This is a genomic window from Halorubellus amylolyticus, from assembly GCF_034808145.1.
In the GTDB taxonomy this organism is placed as follows: domain Archaea; phylum Halobacteriota; class Halobacteria; order Halobacteriales; family Natrialbaceae; genus Halorubellus.
Genome location: NZ_JAXHGM010000005.1, coordinates 26,181 through 42,668, shown reverse-complemented (window position 1 = coordinate 42,668; position 16,488 = coordinate 26,181). Strand labels below are relative to the sequence as shown.

The 16,488-nt window shown below is 67.2% G+C and carries 12 protein-coding genes; 3 read left to right on the top strand and 9 right to left on the bottom strand.

The genetic code is table 11. The annotated features are described in order from the left end of the window. The first annotated feature begins 38 nt into the window (after positions 1 to 38). Together SM754_RS13170 and SM754_RS13165 are read left to right on the top strand one after the other, a co-directional pair. Entirely contained in the window at positions 39 to 1,307 is a 1,269-nt protein-coding gene (locus SM754_RS13170) for a DUF7537 family lipoprotein (protein WP_323676700.1), read from the top strand. A 311-nt stretch (positions 1,308 to 1,618) separates the two neighbouring features. Then, positions 1,619 to 2,950, top strand: a complete 1,332-nt coding sequence (locus tag SM754_RS13165) for an RNA-guided endonuclease InsQ/TnpB family protein (RefSeq protein WP_323676699.1) — start codon at positions 1,619 to 1,621, stop codon at positions 2,948 to 2,950. 11 nt (positions 2,951 to 2,961) lie between these two features. Here SM754_RS13165 and SM754_RS13160 read toward each other — a convergent pair whose 3' ends face one another. The 4 genes from SM754_RS13160 to SM754_RS13145 form a co-directional block, all read right to left on the bottom strand. Then, a complete protein-coding gene (locus SM754_RS13160) occupies positions 2,962 to 4,662 on the bottom strand; it encodes a methylmalonyl-CoA mutase family protein (RefSeq protein WP_323676698.1) in 1,701 nt (566 codons plus the stop codon). A 77-nt stretch (positions 4,663 to 4,739) separates the two neighbouring features. After that, the gene (locus SM754_RS13155) at positions 4,740 to 5,798 is read right to left on the bottom strand and encodes a PAS domain-containing sensor histidine kinase (protein ID WP_323676697.1); all 1,059 of its coding nucleotides are present in this window, start codon (positions 5,796 to 5,798) and stop codon (positions 4,740 to 4,742) included. Between the two features lie 41 nt (positions 5,799 to 5,839). Then, positions 5,840 to 6,610 (bottom strand): ABC transporter permease, encoded by a 771-nt coding sequence (locus SM754_RS13150; RefSeq protein WP_323676696.1) that lies wholly within the window; start codon positions 6,608 to 6,610, stop codon positions 5,840 to 5,842. Next, positions 6,607 to 7,668 carry an ABC transporter ATP-binding protein gene (locus SM754_RS13145; protein ID WP_323676695.1) on the bottom strand — a complete coding sequence of 354 codons (1,062 nt, stop codon included), beginning with the start codon at positions 7,666 to 7,668 and terminating at the stop codon, positions 6,607 to 6,609. The genes SM754_RS13150 and SM754_RS13145 overlap by 4 nt, the downstream gene beginning before the upstream one ends. 104 nt (positions 7,669 to 7,772) lie before the next feature. On the opposite strand from SM754_RS13145, the gene SM754_RS13140 reads away from it, so the two are divergent. Continuing rightward, a complete protein-coding gene (locus tag SM754_RS13140) occupies positions 7,773 to 8,666 on the top strand; it encodes a DUF7351 domain-containing protein (RefSeq protein ID WP_323676694.1) in 894 nt (297 codons plus the stop codon). 27 nt (positions 8,667 to 8,693) lie between these two features. Here the strand turns inward: SM754_RS13140 and SM754_RS13135 are convergent, their stop codons facing one another. The 5 genes from SM754_RS13135 to nuoL form a co-directional block, all read right to left on the bottom strand. Then, positions 8,694 to 9,497: a CBS pair associated ParBc domain-containing protein gene (locus SM754_RS13135; protein ID WP_323676693.1), complete on the bottom strand. Its 804-nt coding sequence runs from the start codon at positions 9,495 to 9,497 to the stop codon at positions 8,694 to 8,696. 51 nt (positions 9,498 to 9,548) lie between these two features. Then, on the bottom strand, positions 9,549 to 11,033 hold the full coding sequence (locus tag SM754_RS13130; RefSeq protein ID WP_323676692.1) for an NAD-binding protein: 1,485 nt from the start codon (positions 11,031 to 11,033) through the stop codon (positions 9,549 to 9,551). A 91-nt stretch (positions 11,034 to 11,124) separates the two neighbouring features. Further along, positions 11,125 to 12,834, bottom strand: a complete 1,710-nt coding sequence (locus SM754_RS13125) for an NADH-quinone oxidoreductase subunit N (protein WP_323676691.1) — start codon at positions 12,832 to 12,834, stop codon at positions 11,125 to 11,127. Next, positions 12,834 to 14,381: a complex I subunit 4 family protein gene (locus tag SM754_RS13120; protein ID WP_323676690.1), complete on the bottom strand. Its 1,548-nt coding sequence runs from the start codon at positions 14,379 to 14,381 to the stop codon at positions 12,834 to 12,836. The genes SM754_RS13125 and SM754_RS13120 overlap by 1 nt, the downstream gene beginning before the upstream one ends. Further along, entirely contained in the window at positions 14,382 to 16,487 is a 2,106-nt protein-coding gene (gene nuoL, locus SM754_RS13115) for an NADH-quinone oxidoreductase subunit L (RefSeq protein WP_323676689.1), read from the bottom strand. Between the last annotated feature and the right edge of the window lies 1 nt (position 16,488).

The following is a 16,488-nucleotide window of genomic DNA, read 5'->3' as shown; positions in this document are numbered from 1 at the left end:
TAGGCACGTTGAAGTGCGTCCGCGGGACAGTTCGACCAATGACACGCAGACTCGCGACGGTGCTCGTCGTGGCGCTCGTCGTCCTCGCCGGGTGTAGCGGTGGGCCGGGGACGTCGACCGCGCCAGGAGACCGGACGGACGCGTCGACGGACGACCCGACCGCGACGGACGGTGACCGGAACCGGGTGACGGTCCCCTCGAACCTGATTGCGCCGGGAGCGTCCCAGCGCGGTATCGCGAGCCCGCGGACGCTCCTGCGAGCGCACGCTCGGGCGCTGTCGAACGTCTCGACGTCGTCGTCGACACGCTACACGGCACTGGGCGCGAACGCGACCGGGACCGTCGAGTACGCGCTCACGCACGCAGCAGGTGGTGACTACGTCTCGTCTCGCCGGTCGGTCGGGAACGGCACGACGACGGGGACGGACGTGTACTTCGCTGGCGGCACCGTGACGACGCGGTCCGTCCAACCCAACGGAACGACCTACGAGTACGCGGTCGGGCCGACGCGGACGCGCTTCCAGTACACCCGACCGAGTCGACCATTTGCCAGCGCCTCGCTCCTGTACTTCTCGCTGAGTGACGGCCTCCGAGCGTCGGACTTCGGGACGCGGAACGGTCAGAAGGTCGTCGAGTACGAGTCCACCGGCGTGAACGAATCGCGCTTCCGGCAGTACCGAGGGGCGCTCGGCGTGCCGAACGCGACGGTCGAGGACCTCTCGTTCACGGTGTTCGTCGCGGCGGACGGCGTCGTGCACGACGCCGACGCGACGCTGACCGTCGAGACGGGCGCGGGCGACACCGAAGAGTTCGTACTCGACCACGCCGTCGAATCGTACGGGGAGGCGTCCGTCGCGACGCCGTCCTGGCGGGACGAGGCGGTGCGAGTGAACGGCTCGCTCGTCGCGAACGGGACCGCGGTCGAACTGGAGAACGTCGGCTCGGCCACGCTGTTCGATCACTCCGTCGGCGTCGCGGGGAACGTCACCAGGTCGACGTCGGTGAACGAGTCGCTCGCACCCGGCGAGACGCGGTACGTCTACGTCACGACCACGGGGAACGAGACGACGGTACACGTGACCGACGACCGTTCGACGGTACCCGCGGCCGCCCAGTCCATCCCGAAGCGGACGTCCGCGTCCGTGTTCCTCGGGTCACCGAACGTCAGCATCAGCATCGGCCTGACCGCCGACGCGATGACCGGGAACGCCACCGTCGACCACCGCGACACCCGCAGTCGACCGACCGCACGCACCGGCGTCACCCCGACATCGACGTCGACGCTCGACACGAGAGCGCGACGGTAGAACGAGTCGACGCGAGACTCTGAAGATTCGGCGCGGGATTCTGTGACGCTTGATTCTGCTCTGGAAACGGCGCGACGGCCGCTTCTGCGTAATGTCATGTGAAGCCTCCGACCGCAAGTCGTGCGTGACCGGAGGTCCCACTGACCATTCGAACGGGCGCTTCGCGCCTGTGAAAAAAGTGCGGGGATGGCGAGCGAGTCGATCGGAGCGGAAACCGAGATCGTATTACACCAACAACGCTCGATGGTTGGCCGACTCTCCTTACCGAATCGCTATTTACATGGAGATATAGATCTGAATCTGTACTACGGATGGAGGTGCGTCGTACCGTTCCGGTCAAACTCGACGTGGCGGACAGCGACGCCGACCGCCTCCACGAGACCATCTCCGAGTTCCTCTGGGCAGCTAACTACGTCGTCGACCACGCCTGGCAAGGCGAGTACAAAACGACGAGCAAGGCCGAACTCCAACGCGAAACCTACGACGACGTGCGGGCAGAGACGCGACTGCAAGCGAACCTCGTCCAGAACGCCCGCAACAAGGCCGCCGACGCCGTCCAGAGCGTCGTCGCTCGCTGGAAGCAAGGCGACCACGCGGGGAAACCGCAGTTCTCGGCGCCGACGCTCGTCTACGACAAGCGGTGTGCGACGTTCAACGACGACCACGCCACGCTCTCCACCGTCGACGGTCGCATCACCGCCCAGTACATCCTCCCCGACGAGAGCTGCGAGACGCCCCACTCGGAGTACCTGTTCGACGACGAGTACGAGGTGACGGGCGCGGAACTGCACTATCGAGATGGCGAGTTCTACCTTCACGTCCGGACAAAGGCGGTCGTGGAGTCCGAGACTCCCGAAGAAGGCGACGTCGAGCACAGCACAGTCCTCGGCGTCGACCTCGGCATCGAGAACGTCGCCGTCACGTCCACCGGTACGTTCTGGAGTGGCTCGGAGTTGAATCACTGGCGCCGCGAGTTCGAGAAGCGACGCGCCTCGCTTCAACAGCATGGCACGCGGGCGGCTCACGACACCATCCAGTCGGTCGGACGTACCGAGACGGGCCGCTACGAGCACTTCTTGCACACCGTCTCGAAGGAACTCGTCGCGGAAGCCGTCGAGTACGACTGCGACGTGATCGCGTTCGAGAACCTGACTGGGATTCGAGAGCGAATGCCTTGCGCGAAGCAGTTCCACGCGTGGGCGTTCCGTCGCTTGGTCGAGTACGTCGAGTACAAGGCCGAAGTGGAAGGTATCTCAGTGGAACAAGTGAGTCCCGCCTACACCTCCCAACAGTGTTCGAAGTGCGGATTCACCCACGAGGACAACCGTCTATCTTCGGATGGGCAGGCTGTATTCGAGTGCTCGAAGTGCGACTATTCTCCACACGCGGACTACAATGCGGCGAAGAACATCGGTCTGAAGCATCTCCGCTCGGCGCAAAAGTCGTCGGGCGGAGGCGCACCCGTAGACGTGCGCTTGAATCGCGGGACGTTGAACGTGAACGGTGAGTATTCGCCTGCCGCCGATGGCGGCCAGAACGAGAGTCCACGCGAAAGCCCCAGTGACGACTCACGTTCGTCACGTCCTCAGGAACGGTCTGAGGGAACTCGGAACGAAGCGAACGGCGACGCCGTGAGCGAGTAGGGTGGGGTAGTTTACGCGAGCCCGATCTGTTCGCTGTACGCGCCGTACGCGTCCTCGAACACCGCCATTATCTCGCCCATCGTCGCGTACTCCTTGACGGCGGCGACGATGGCCGGCATCACGTTCTCGTCGCTCTCGATGGCGTCCGCGAGGTCGTCGAGCGCCGCGTCGACCGCGTCGTCGTCGCGCTCTTCTTTCGTGCGCTCCAAGCGGTCGAGCTGGGTGCGTTCGGTCTCCTCGTCGACCTTCAAGATCTCCGGACTCGTGTCCTCCTCGATTTCGTACTGGTTCACGCCGACGACGACCTCCTCGCCGGCCTCGACGCGCTCCTGGTACTCGTAGCTCGCCTCCTGAATCTCGCGGAGGAAGAAGCCCTGGTCGATGCCTTCGAGGATACCGTCGCGCACGGAGCCCTCGCCCATCTCCTTGATCTCCTCGATGTACGCCATCGCTTGCGCTTCGACCTGGTCGGTGAGCGCCTCGATCGCGTAGCTGCCGCCGAGCGGGTCGACGATGTCCGCGGCCCCGGACTCCTCGGCGATTATCTGCTGGGTGCGAAGCGCCACGCGAACCGCCTTCTCGCTCGGGAGCGCGAGCGCCTCGTCGAACGAGTTCGTGTGCAGGCTCTGGGTCCCGCCGAGGACGCCTGCGAGCGCCTGTACGGTGACGCGAACGATGTTGTTCAGGGGCTGCTGGGCGGTGAGGCTCTGTCCCGCGGTCTGCGTGTGGAACTTCAGGCGCTTGGACTCGGCCCGTTCGGCGTCGTACCACTCGTCCATCACGCGAGCGTAGATGCGGCGTGCTGCGCGGAACTTCGCGACCTCCTCGAAGATCGAGTTGTGCGAGTTGAAGAAGAAGGAGAGTCGCGGCGCGAAGTCGTCGACGTCCAGCCCGCGGTCGACGGCGTCCTCGACGTACCCGAACCCGTCCGCGAGCGTGAACGCGAGCTCCTGGACCGCCGTGGAACCGGCTTCGCGGATGTGGTAGCCCGAGATACTGACGGGGTGGAACTTCGGGGTCTCCTCGGTGCTGTACTCGATGGTGTCCGTGACGAGGTCGAGGCTCGGTTCGGGCGGGATGACCCACTCCTTCTGCGCGATGAACTCCTTGAACATGTCGTTCTGGAGGGTGCCCCGGATCTCTTCGCGGTCGACGCCCTGCTGGTCCGCGAGCGCGACGTACATCGCGTAGATGACGGGCGCACTCGGGTTGATCGTGAAGCTCGTCGAGATCTCCGCGAGGTCGATGCCGTCGAACAGGACCTCCATGTCCGCGAGCGTGTCCACGGCGACGCCCTCCTTCCCGATCTCGCCGTCGGCCATCGGGTCGTCGCTGTCGATGCCCATGAGCGTCGGCATGTCGAACGCCGTCGACAGCCCCGTCTGGCCGTTCTCAAGCAGGTAGTGGAAGCGCTCGTTCGTCTCCTCGGCGGTCCCCATCCCCGCGAACTGGCGCATCGTCCACGTGCGGCCGCGGTACATCGTCGGGTACGGTCCTCTGGTGTAGGGTTCCTCGCCGGGGAGCCCGAGGTCCTCGTCGTGGTCGAGGTCCGCGACGTCGGTCGGGTCGTAGACGCGGTCGACGTCGAGGTTCGACACGGTCGCGAACCGGTCCTTGCGTTCGCCGTAGGAGTCGAGGACCGGGTCGAGGGTCTCCGATTCCCACGCCTCGCGTGACTCGCGGATGTCCGCGAGGTCGTCGTCGTCGTACATGCGCGTAAGTTTTGCCGGACCGGCCTATAATGGTTCGGTAGCGGACGACGGCCGTGGCTGGTCGGCTTCGATTGGGGTCAGGTGTCGGCGACGGGTATCGCGACGACGAACACGGACCCGCGCGGGTCGTTCGATTCGACGTGCACGTCCCCGCCGTAACCGTTGACGAGTCGGTCGACGAGGTACAGCCCCATGCCGGTCCCGGGGCTGTCGACGCCTTTCTCGCCGCAACCGAACAGCGATTCCCGCACCGCGTCGGGGATGCCGGGGCCGTCGTCGGCGATTCGGACGACGACGACGTCCGCGCCGTCGACCGTCGAACGGTTCGCCTCGATGGTCACCGTCGGTTCGTCCCGGTCGTTGTGGACGATGGCGTTCCCGAACAGGTTGTCGAAGACCGACGACAGCATCTGGTTCGCGACGACCGCGACCGCGGGGACGTCGCCGTCGACGCGGACGGTCGCGTCCGGGTACTTCCGCCGCGTCTTCTCGACCTGCTGGCCGAGGACGACGTCGACCCGGATCGGTTCGACGGGCATCTCTCCGCCCTCGATGAGGACCTCGGCGAGGTCGCGTGCCTCCGTCGTCAACGCGACCGTGTGCGAGACCGCGTCCCTGACGTTCGCGAGCGCGTCCGCGCCGCCGTCGTCGACGTATGCCTCGAGTTCGTCGAGCCAGCCGTCGACGACGTTCATGTCGTTCCGGATGTCGTGCCGGAGGACGCGGTTCAGGACCTCGAGCTGCTCGGAGAGGTGTTCCAGGTCGCGTTCGCGTTCGCGGACGGCGGTCAGGTTCCGGAGGACGGCGACGACGTACTCGTCGTGCTGGGTGTACCGGACGTCGACGGGGACCACGTCGCCGGCGGGGTCGCGGAGTTCGAAGCTGGCGCGCTCGCGGTCCTCGTCGCCGGACGCGACCGCTCGATAGGCGGCCCGTCCGTCGGCCGTCGACTCGTTCGCGCCGTACTCGTCGAGGAGCTCTTGATGTGTTATCCCGAGCATCTCCTCGGTCGAGAGCCCGGAGACCTCGCCGACGCGCGCGTTCGCGTCCACGAGCGAGCCGCCCTCGTCGAAGACGTATACGGCGTCCTCGAGCGAATCGTGGAACTCCGAGAGGACGCCTGCAGGACCTGTCATGACCCAAGAATGGTCGCTTCCCGATAAAGGAGTTGTGGGGGTCAGTACTGGCCGAGGAGGCCGTCGCGTCGCGCGCGGCGTTCGGCGAACCGGAACGCGACGACGCCCGCACCCAGGTACCCGACGGCGGTCGCGACGAGGATGACGAGGTCGACCGCGGGGAGGTTCCAGAGGGCGACGCCGTCGGTCATCGCGCGCTGGAGGAGCGTGCTGCCCTGGGAGAGCGGGAGGACCGCGAACAGCGGGTACTCGTCGGTGGGGGCGGCGATGAGGAAGACGAGCCCGAAGTTCAGGAGCCCGAAGATGTTGTCGATGCGCTTGTAGACGAGTGCGAGCCCCGCGAACACGAACCCGATGCCGAGCGCGCTCGCGACGGTGAGGACGACGAGCGGGACGACGGTGAGGACGTCGAGCGAGAGCGACTGGCCGGTGGTCGCGAGCATCGCGACGAGGATGGCCGCACCCCACGCGAACGATTCGACGAGCCGGACGACGGCGTTCGCGGCCATCACGCGCTCGAACCCGTACGGCGACATGTAGAGCTGTTCGAGCGTCCCCCACTGGGCCTCCTGCATGATTGAGCGGGCGGCGCCGGCGAACGAGTTGATGGCCATCGTCCACACGAAGAACCCGACGATGATGCCGGGGAGGCTGTCGGTGATGGCCGCGCCGGCGACGGCCTGTCCGCCGAAGAAGATGCCCGCGAAGAACAGGTACGTCACCGCGAGCTGCGTGAGCGTGTTCACGGGGTACTCCCGGAGGATGACCACGCGCTTGCGGGCGAGCGCCTCGGTGAGCGTCAGGTAGCTCACCGGCCGTCACCTCCGTCGGTCACCGGCGACCGTGGCGTCCCGCGTTCGCCGGCGGCGTCCGCGTCGGTCGCCTCGCGCCCGTCGCCGCGAGTTATCCGGACGAAGACGTCCTCCAGGTCGGGGTCGACGCTCTCGAACGTCTCCAGGTCCGCGCCGCTCTCCCGGACGGCGTCGACGAGGTCGTAGAACGCGCCCTGGTCGGGGAGCACGACCTCGAACCGCACCACGTCGTCGCGCTCCGTCCAGGACTCGACGGTTCCGGCGGCGGCGACGGCGTCCCGGAGCCCGGGTTCGGCGGACGCACGAACGCGGTAGGCCTGCGTGGCGAACACCTCGACGAGGTCCTCGACGCGCTCGTCGGCGGCGACCCGGCCGTCCGCGAGGATGACGACGCGGTCGCAGACGCGCTCGACGACGTCCATGTCGTGACTCGACAGGACGACCGTGACGTCGTCCTCGCGCGCCAGGCGCCGTAGTTCGCGCTGGAGGTCGAGCGAGCTCTCGACGTCCAGGCCGAGCGTCGGCTCGTCGAGGAAGACGACGTCCGCCCCGCGAGCGAGCGTGCACGCGAGCGCGACCTTCTGCTTCTGGCCGCGCGAGAGCTCGCGGACGGGCACGTCGGCCTTCTCTGTGATCCCGAGCTTGTCGAGAAGGTCGTCGTGGCGGTCGCGGACGTCACCGGGGTCGGCGCCGCCGATGGCGGCGAAGAACCGCAGGTTCTCGCGGACGCTGAGCCGCCAGTAGACGTTCCGCGCGCCCTCCAGCATCGCGCCGACGCGCTCGTAGACGCGACGGGGACTGGTGGCGACGTCGACGCCGGCAACGGTCGCCGACCCGGCGGTCGGGACGATCAACCCGAGGAGCATCTTGATGGTCGTGGTCTTCCCGGCGCCGTTCGGCCCGAGGACGCCGACGATCTCGCCGCTCCCGACCTCGAAGGAGACGTCGTCGACTGCGAGCACGCCGCCGTCGGCCGGGTCACCGTACTCCTTCCGGAGACCGTCGGCCGCCACGGCGACGTTCGGGTCGTCGTCCGCTGTGCGAGGACTCGATGTCACGTTTCCACCGAAGGGCTCAACGAAGGTCAACGTTTCCTGAAACGAACTTCTACTCGAATACTGATAGAAACCGTTTAGCCGAGGCCGTCGCAACCGCAGTGCAGATGCACGACGACCCTCCCCGGGACCACGAAGCCCTGGACGCGCTCGGTCACGAGATTCGCCTCGCCATCATCGAACGTCTCGCGGCGGAACGGCGCGGAAGTTGGCGCGCCAGCGGCCTCGAGTTCGCCGAGCTCAGGAAAGCCGTGGGGGTCGACGATCCCGGGCAGTTCAATTACCACCTCGACAAACTGCTGGACACGTTCGTCGAGAAACGCGACGCCGAGTACGTCGTCACGACCGCCGGCCTGGAGGTTGCCGGGACCGTCGAGGCGGGGACGTACGACCCGGACGACGTCTCGTTCACTGCCACGGTCGAGGCCACGTGCACCGAGTGCGGCGACCACCTGGAAGCCAGCTACGAGCGAGGCACGCTGCAGGTGCAGTGTCCCGAGCACGGACTGTTCCACGGGAACGCCATCCCGCCGGCCGCAGTGCGGGACCGCGACCCCGAAACCGTCGTCGCGCTCACCCAGCTGAACGCGCGGAACGAACTCAGTCGCGCACTCGAGGGCGCCTGCGTGCACTGCTGGGGGACCATCGACGTCGAGACGCCGGTCGACCCCCCGGCGGAACTCCTCGACGACCAGCAGGCCAACGCCGACGAGGTCGAACAGGTCGTCGTCGAGTTCGCCTGCCGGGATTGCGGGATGACGTTCTGGACGGCCGCGAGCATCACTATCGTCCACCACCCCGCAGTCGTCTCCTTCTACCACGATCACGGCGTGAACGTGCACGACTGCGGCTACCTCGAACTCGCGTTCGTCGACGGCACGAACGGCATCATCGAGTCCCGTGACCCCGTCCGCGTCCGCATCGACGTGGAACTCGAGAGCGACGTACTCCGCGTCTGGGTCGACGACAGCGCCGAGGTCGTCGACACCGAACGAACCTGAGACCGCCCGCCGCGAACCCCCGAGCCGCTACTGCAGTCGCTTCGTCGTCTCGACGAGCGGATGGCGCGCGTAGTCGACGACGTTCACGTCCGCGAGCGACCGCAACCCCTCGCGTTCCGCGGTCTTCGCCATCCCGAGCTCGATGCGTTCCCCGATGACGATGACGTACGCGTCCATCGACTCCATCCCGATCCGGTCCGCCGCCATCACGCGGTGATGGCCGTCCGCGAGCAGCATCTCGCCCGCGTTGTCGATGACCACGAGCGGCTCCGCGAGCCCGCGCTCCAGCTCGTACCGTCGCCCCTCGAGCTCGTCCGCGTACACCTTCGTCTGCGTCGGCACCAGCCCCTCCAGGTCGACCTCCCGGCGTTCCTGTTCGAGCGTGATACCGTGGATGTTCTCCAGCGTCCGCCGGAGCTTCCCGACCTTCTCCGGGGTCGCGCGCTCGATCTGACTCCGGATGACGTCCGCGTTCGTGATGATCCCGACGAGGTTCCCCGCGTCGTCCACGACCGGGAGCTTCTGGATGCCCGACCGCAGGATGACCCTGGCGGCGTCGGTCACCTTCATCTCCGGGTGCGCGACGATGAGGTCCGTCGTCATCACCTTGAATATCGGCTCGTCGTCGTCCGCGAGCAGGAGGTCCCGCGCCGACACGAACCCCTCGACGCGCCGACGTTCACACACCGGGAACCCGCTGTGCTCCTCGTTGCCCGCGATAGCCTCCGCGACCTCACCCACCGTCTCGTCGGGCGACACCGTCACCACGTCCTGGGTCATGTACTCCTTCACGTGCGGCGTCCCCCGCCCGTCTCCGCCGTCGCCTTGCATGCGCCCGGCTTCGGTACGGGCGAGCAAAAATCTCTCCCTCGACCGACCGAATCAGTCGTCGTTCACGTCGAGGGCGTTATCGAACTCGAACCCGACCGACGCGTCGGCTTCCACGTCCGTCCCGTGCGGACGCTCCCGGAGCGCGTCGAAGAACGCCTCCGTCACGACCGCGCGGACCGCATCCAGTCGCTCGGTCTCGGTCTCGAACTCGCCGAACGCGTCCGTGATCGGGACCTGTGCGCCCGCCATGTCCGCGTGCCCGCCGGCGCTCCCGATGTGGTCGAACGCCACGCGCAGCGTCTCCCCGAGGTCGACGTCTCGGCCACGTGCCCGCGCGGACATCAGGACGTCGTCCGCCAGCACACCGTAGACGAGCACCGTCGTGATACCCTCCATCGTCAGGAGCTTGTCCGCGGCCTGCGGGAGCGCGTCACGGTCGTTGATGCACCCGGCGCAGGACACCAGCACGCTCCCGCGGACCTCGCGGCCCTCTATCGCCGCCGCGAGCGTGTTCATCGTATCGCCACTCACGCTCGGTGACTCCATCTTCGCGAGCAACGCGGCGTTCACGCTCGGCAGGATCGACGCACCCGCCTCGAAGTCCAGCGTCGACACCTCGCGCGCGAAGTCGTGCGTATCCACCTGGATACCGTACATGAGCGCGGTCGCGACCGTCGCCGACGGCGTGATACCGTACCGATGCAGGTGGTCGAGGATAAGCGTGCTCGTCGCCCCGACGTCCTCTCGGAGGTCCGTGTAGCGCGCCGGGACCGCGTCACGCGGCGGATGATGGTCGACGACCACGTCGACCGCCAGGTCCGGGGGGAGCTGGTCATTCACACCCGGACTCGAGTGGTCGACGAGCGCGAACCCCCCGAACCGCTCCACCGCAGCCTCCCCGCTCGCCAGGTTCTCCAGGTCCAGGTCGAGCAGGTTCACCATCGCGCGGTTCTCCTGGTGACTGATTTCCCCGAAGTAACACGGGACCGCGGGCGTCCCGAGCGCCTCCGCGAGCGTCGCGAGCGCCACCGCACTCCCGATAGCGTCCGGATCCGGGTTGTCGTGCATCACCACCGCGAGCTCGCCGTCGACGTCCCGGAGGACCTGTCGAAGTCGGCGAGTATCCTCGGCGCGCTCGCCGACGACCTGCCCGCCGACGTTCTCCACGAGCACCGACGTCGGATCCACGACCACGTCGGCGACCGACGCCAACGCGTCGCGCTGCGGGGCCGTCGCACGACTCCCCGCGTACGCCAGCACGAACACGTCACCGTACCGGTCCCGGACCGCTCGCGCGATGTCGCGGTTCGCGTCCGCGTCGTCCGTCGCCACGACCACCGCCGTCGCCGCCGGCAACGCGGCGAGCACGTCCACGTCCGTCGGGTCGCCGACCGTCGCCGACACGTTCTCCGACCGGAGCGCGTCCACGCGACTCTCGCTCTCGCAGACGACGGCCGCGACACCGCCACGGTCCGCCAGACGCGCCACCAGGCGCTGTCCGACGGCCCCACACCCCAGAACGACCCGCGAAACCATACCCCGGCTATCCCCTCCGGACGCTAAAACCTACCGACCTCGAAAGAACGAAAGAACCGCTGAAACGCCAGCTAGCGGGCGTTAGTGGCGTTCAACCGAAGAACGCTGTCGTCGTGTCGCCCGCGTTCGGCAGCACCGCGTTCGCCGCCTCGATAGCGGTCTCCGCGATCGGGAAGAACCCGGGCAGGAGCAGGACCGTCACGACCGCCGCCGCGACGACCGCCGCGTACAGGCCCGTCGGCCGACCCTGGAGCTCGTACTCCTCGTTCGGCTCCTCCACCCACATCGCCTTCACGACGCGAGTGTAGTAGTAGAGGCTCAGCGCGGAGTTCACCGCACCGACCGCCGCGAGCCACCAGAACCCGGCGCTGACCGCACCGAAGAACAGGACGTACTTCGAGAGGAAGCCCGCCCCGACCGGGAGGCCCGCGAGCGAGAACAGGAACACCGTCATCGCCGCACAGGCGACCGGTGCCTTCCGTCCGAGGCCAGCGTAGTCCTCGAACGTCCGACCGACGCCCCAGTACTCGACGAGCGCGATGAACAGGAACGCGCCCGTGTTCATGAACCCGTACACGAACAGGTGCATCATGCTCGCACCGAGGACGGTGTCACCCTGCGAGGCGACGCCACCGAGCGACGCCAGCCCGATGAGCACGTAGCCCGCGTGCCCGATCGACGAGTACGCGAGCATCCGCTTGACGTTCTCCTGGGTCGCCGCCGCGAAGTTCCCGAGCGTCATCGTCACGACCGCGAGAACCTGGAAGGCGAGCACCCAGTCGACGCCGAGGTTCGAGAAGAACCCGGCGGGCGTGAACGCGACCGTGAACACGCGGAACGCGATCACGAACCCGGCGGCCTTCGACGCCGAGGAGATGAACGCGCTGACGGGCGCGGGCGCCCCCTCGTACGCCTCCGGCGCCCAGAAGTGGAACGGGACGCTCGCGGTCTTGTACGCGAACCCACCGACGAGCATCAGCACGCCGAGACCGAGCATCCCGACGAACTCCGTGCCGCCCGACAGCGAACTCGCGACCGCGTCCAGCTGGAGCGACCCCGTGACCGCGTACACGAGACTGATACCGTACGCGAAGAAGCTCGAGGAGAGCGCACCGATCAGGAAGTACTTCAAGCCGGCTTCGACGCTCCCCTTGTTCTTCTTCAGGAACGCGACGAGCGCGAACGACGGCAGGCTCGCGAGCTCCATCGCGACGAACACGGCCGCGAGAGAGTTCGCGGCCGCCATCAGACTCATCCCGGTCGCCGCGAGCAGGACGAGCGCGTAGTACTCAGCCTGGTACGCGTACCCTTCGAGGTAATCGTAGGACGCGAGCGCGACGAGCGCCGTCACGCTGGCCGCGATCGCCATGAACAGCAGGCTCATCTGGTCGACGATCAGTTGATCGCCGAACAGGAGCGCGGCCTGGGCGTCACTCGCCGTCGCGAAGTACGCCAGGTAGTACGTCGCGTTCCCGAGGGAGAACACGGCGCCGGCGACCGCGACGGCCGCGACCAGCAACCGGTTCGACCCCGTCGGGTCGACGAGCCAGACCAGGAACGCCACCGCGAACGCGCTCGCCGCTGCGAACGCGTGCGCGCCGACGCCGAGTCCGAGGAGCGTTCCGCCGGTGAACGCGGCGACTCCCGCCGCACCGGCCGCCGCAACGCCGAACGCCGCAGACCCGAGCGCGAACGGGAGCCGCGTCGTCCTCCCGACCGAATCGAGGACGAGCACGACCAGGGCCGCCGCTGCCAGGTACAGCGCCGGTCCGAGCGCGAACAGGGACGCGTGACTACTCATCAGGCACCACCTCCGATGCTCGCGACCGGCTCAATCGCCGTCTCGATCATCTGCATGAACAGGTCCGGGAACACGCCGAGTGCGATGACGAGCAGGAGCAGGACGAACAGCGGCGCGACGTCGTGGAACGCCGCCCGCTCGACCTCGTAGTCGGTGTCCACCCGGAACTCGCCGAACAGCGTCTTCTGCATCGCCAGCAGCAGGTAGCCGGCGACGATGACGATACCGAACATCGCGGCGCCCGTGAACATCGGCGCCGACGGCAGGACCGTCGACTGGAACGACCCGACGAACACGAAGAACTCCGCGGCGAACCCGCTCATGAGCGGCAGGCCCATGTACCCGAACGCACCGGCGACGAGGATACCCACCGTCACCGGCATCCTGTCCGCCATCCCGGACATGTCCGAGACCATCCGCGTGTGCGTGACGTTGTAGATGACGCCGACCGCCATGAACATCAGCCCCGAGATGAGCCCGTGAGAGATCATCTGGAACGTCGCGCCACTCACGCCGATGGTGGTGTACGCGACGAGTCCGAGGATGACGTATCCCATCGAGCTCACCGAGGAGTACGCGACGATGCGCTTCAGGTCCGTCTGCGCGAGTGCGAGCATCGCACCGTAGATGACGGACACGACCGCGAACACCGCGATGGGGACCGCGAGGTCCGTCGCGATGTCGGGGAGCATCGTGAAGTTGAACCGCAGGAGCGCGTACGTCCCCATCTTCAGGAGGACGCCCGCGAGCAGCACCGACACCGGCGTCGGCGCCTCGACGTGCGCGTCCGGCAGCCACGTGTGCACGGGGACGACCGGCACCTTCACCGCGAACCCGACGAACATCGCCAGGAACGCGAACAGCTTCAGGGACTCGGCGCCGACGCCCGGCAGGCCGTCCGGCGCGACACCGGACCGCAGCGCCTGCGTGATCTCCGGCAGGCCGAACGTCGCGACGCTGTCACCGAGCCCGAACACGAGCGCGACGAACCCGATGAACAGCACGAGGCTCGCCACGTTCGTGTACACGAACATCTTGATGGCGGCGTACTTCCGGCGCGGCCCACCCCAGACCCCGATGAGTAGGTACATCGGGACGAGGACGGCCTCCCAGAAGACGAACCACACGAAGAAGTCCAGTGCCGTGAACACGCCGAGCAGCGACGCCTCCAGGAACAGCACGAGCCCGTAGAACTGGCTCTGCCGTTCGGCGATGGGCGTCCACGCGCTCACGAGCGCGAGCGTCGTGAGCACGGTCGTCAACACCACGAGCGGCATCGAGACGCCGTCGACGCCGACGAACCACTGGAGCGCGATACCGCCGAGGTCGAACCACTCGACCTGACTCATGTACCCGATGGCGGTGTCGCCGTCCACCAGGGCGTTCCCGGCCGGCTCGAACCCACTCCAGAGCACCAGACTGCCTGCGAGCGGCAACAGACTCAGTGCTGTCGCCAGCTTCGCGGCGTACCGGTCGGGGGAGACGAGCACGGCGAACGATGCGACCAGTGTCACCGCGATTAGCGCTTCGATAGTACCGTCAATCATCTAGAACCACCCTCCTGTGGCCGCCATGGCCACGAGCAGCACCAGGAACCCGAGCGTCAACAGGAGCGCGTAGTTCGTGACCAACCCGGTCTGCACGCGCTTGACGCGACGGCCCGAGAACAGGCTCACGCTGGACACGCCGTTGACCGCGCCGTCGATGACGCCCTGGTCGAACGTGTCCGCGGCCTTCGCGAGCGGCATCGTGACGCGCTCGGCGAGGAACACCTGGAACTCGTCCTGATAGTAGTTGTTGTACAGCACGTCCTTCGCCGCGCCGAGCTTGTCCGTGTGCTCGACGGGCTCGGGGACGTTGTAGAGGCGATACGCGAGCCCCGCTCCGGCGAGTGCGAGCGCGAGCGAGATTCCGGCGGAGATGAGGACCGTCCCCACCTCGCCGCCGGCGAGCGTCCCCGCCGTGTAGTGCGCGGCGTCGTGAAGCAGCACGTCCGCGTAGTGATGCACGGACGTCTGGTGCGCGAGCGACTCGGGACCGCCGAGCCACTTGTGCAGGAAGTCGATCTCCGCACCGGTGACCTTCTTCACCGGCACCATGTTCACGAGGCCAGCGACGGCCGCGAGGACACCGAGGACCGCGAGCGGCCCCTTGACGTTCCAGCGAACGCCGTGGGGGTCCTTCGCGGTGTCACTACGCGGCTCGCCGTGGAACGTGAGGAACACCATCCGGAACGTGTAGAACCCCGTGAAGAACACGGCGAGTAGTCCGAACCCGTACGCGACGAGCAGGAGCGTCCCCTGCGTCCCCGCGGTCCCGAGTCCGTGGACGAGCGCCTCGTAGAGGACCTCGTCCTTCGACCAGAACCCAGAGAAGGGAACGATGCCCGCGAGCGCGAGCGAGCCCGACAGGAACGTGTAGTACGTGACGGGCATCTTCTCTTTCAGACCACCCATGTCCCACATGTCCTCGTTGTGGTGCATCGCGATGATGACCGACCCCGCACCGAGGAACAGCAGCGCCTTGAAGAACGCGTGCGTCATCAGGTGGAACGTCGCCGCGACGTACCCACCGGCACCGAGTGCGAGCATCATGTAGCCGTACTGGCTGATGGTGGAGTACGCGAGCACCTGCTTGATCTCGCGTTTCACGACCGCCATCGTCGCCGCGAACAGCGCCGTGAACCCGCCGACGAGCGCGATGATACCGAGCGCGGTCGGCGACAGCAAGTAGAACCCGTACATGCGAGCGACGAGGAACACACCGGCTGCGACCATCGTCGCCGCGTGGATGAGCGCGGAGACCGGCGTCGGGCCCTCCATCGCGTCCGGCAGCCACGTGTGCAGCGGGAACTGCGCGGACTTCCCGACCACGCCACCGAGGACGAGCAGTCCGAGTATCGTGAACCACAGTTGCGGGTCCATGCCACCCGGGATGACCGCCGTCGCGGTCCCCTCGGTCACGCCGAGGTACTTCGCCGCCTCGACGGGGAACGCCGCCGCGGCCGCGTCGTGCCCGACCGCGAACCGACTCGTCCCGAACGTCGCGATGATTCCGACCAGACCGATGAGGAAGAAGTAGTCCCCGAACCGCGTCACGAGGAACGCCTTCTTCGCCGCGCTCGGCGGTGCGTCCTCACGGAACCAGAACCCGATGAGGAGGAACGAGCAGAGGCCGACGAGCTCGAAGAACATGAACGCCTGCAGGAGGTTGTCCGCCATGACGAAACTGAGCATGGAGAACGTGAACAGGCCGAGTCCGGCGTAGTACCGCGGGAGACCGGTCTCGCCCTCGTCGTTCATGTACCCGAGACTGAACACGTGCACGAGCATCGCGATGAGGCTCACGATGATGAGCATCATCGCGGACAGCGGGTCCAGCAGCAGCCCGAAGTGGAGATTGATGTCCCCGAGCACACCGCCAGCGTCGAGTATCGTCCACGTGTGGATGTCGTGCACGTACGCGCTGCCACCGGAGACGGTGACGAACACCCACAGCGACAGCAGGAGCGACCCGGCGGTCGCGATGATACCACCGAGCGCACCGCCCTTCGGCATCCTGTCGCCGAACGCGAGCGCGATCAGGAACGATACGAACGGGAGCACCGCGATAGCCGGTGCGAACTCGAACGCGAAAGGCGTAGTTCCTGTCATC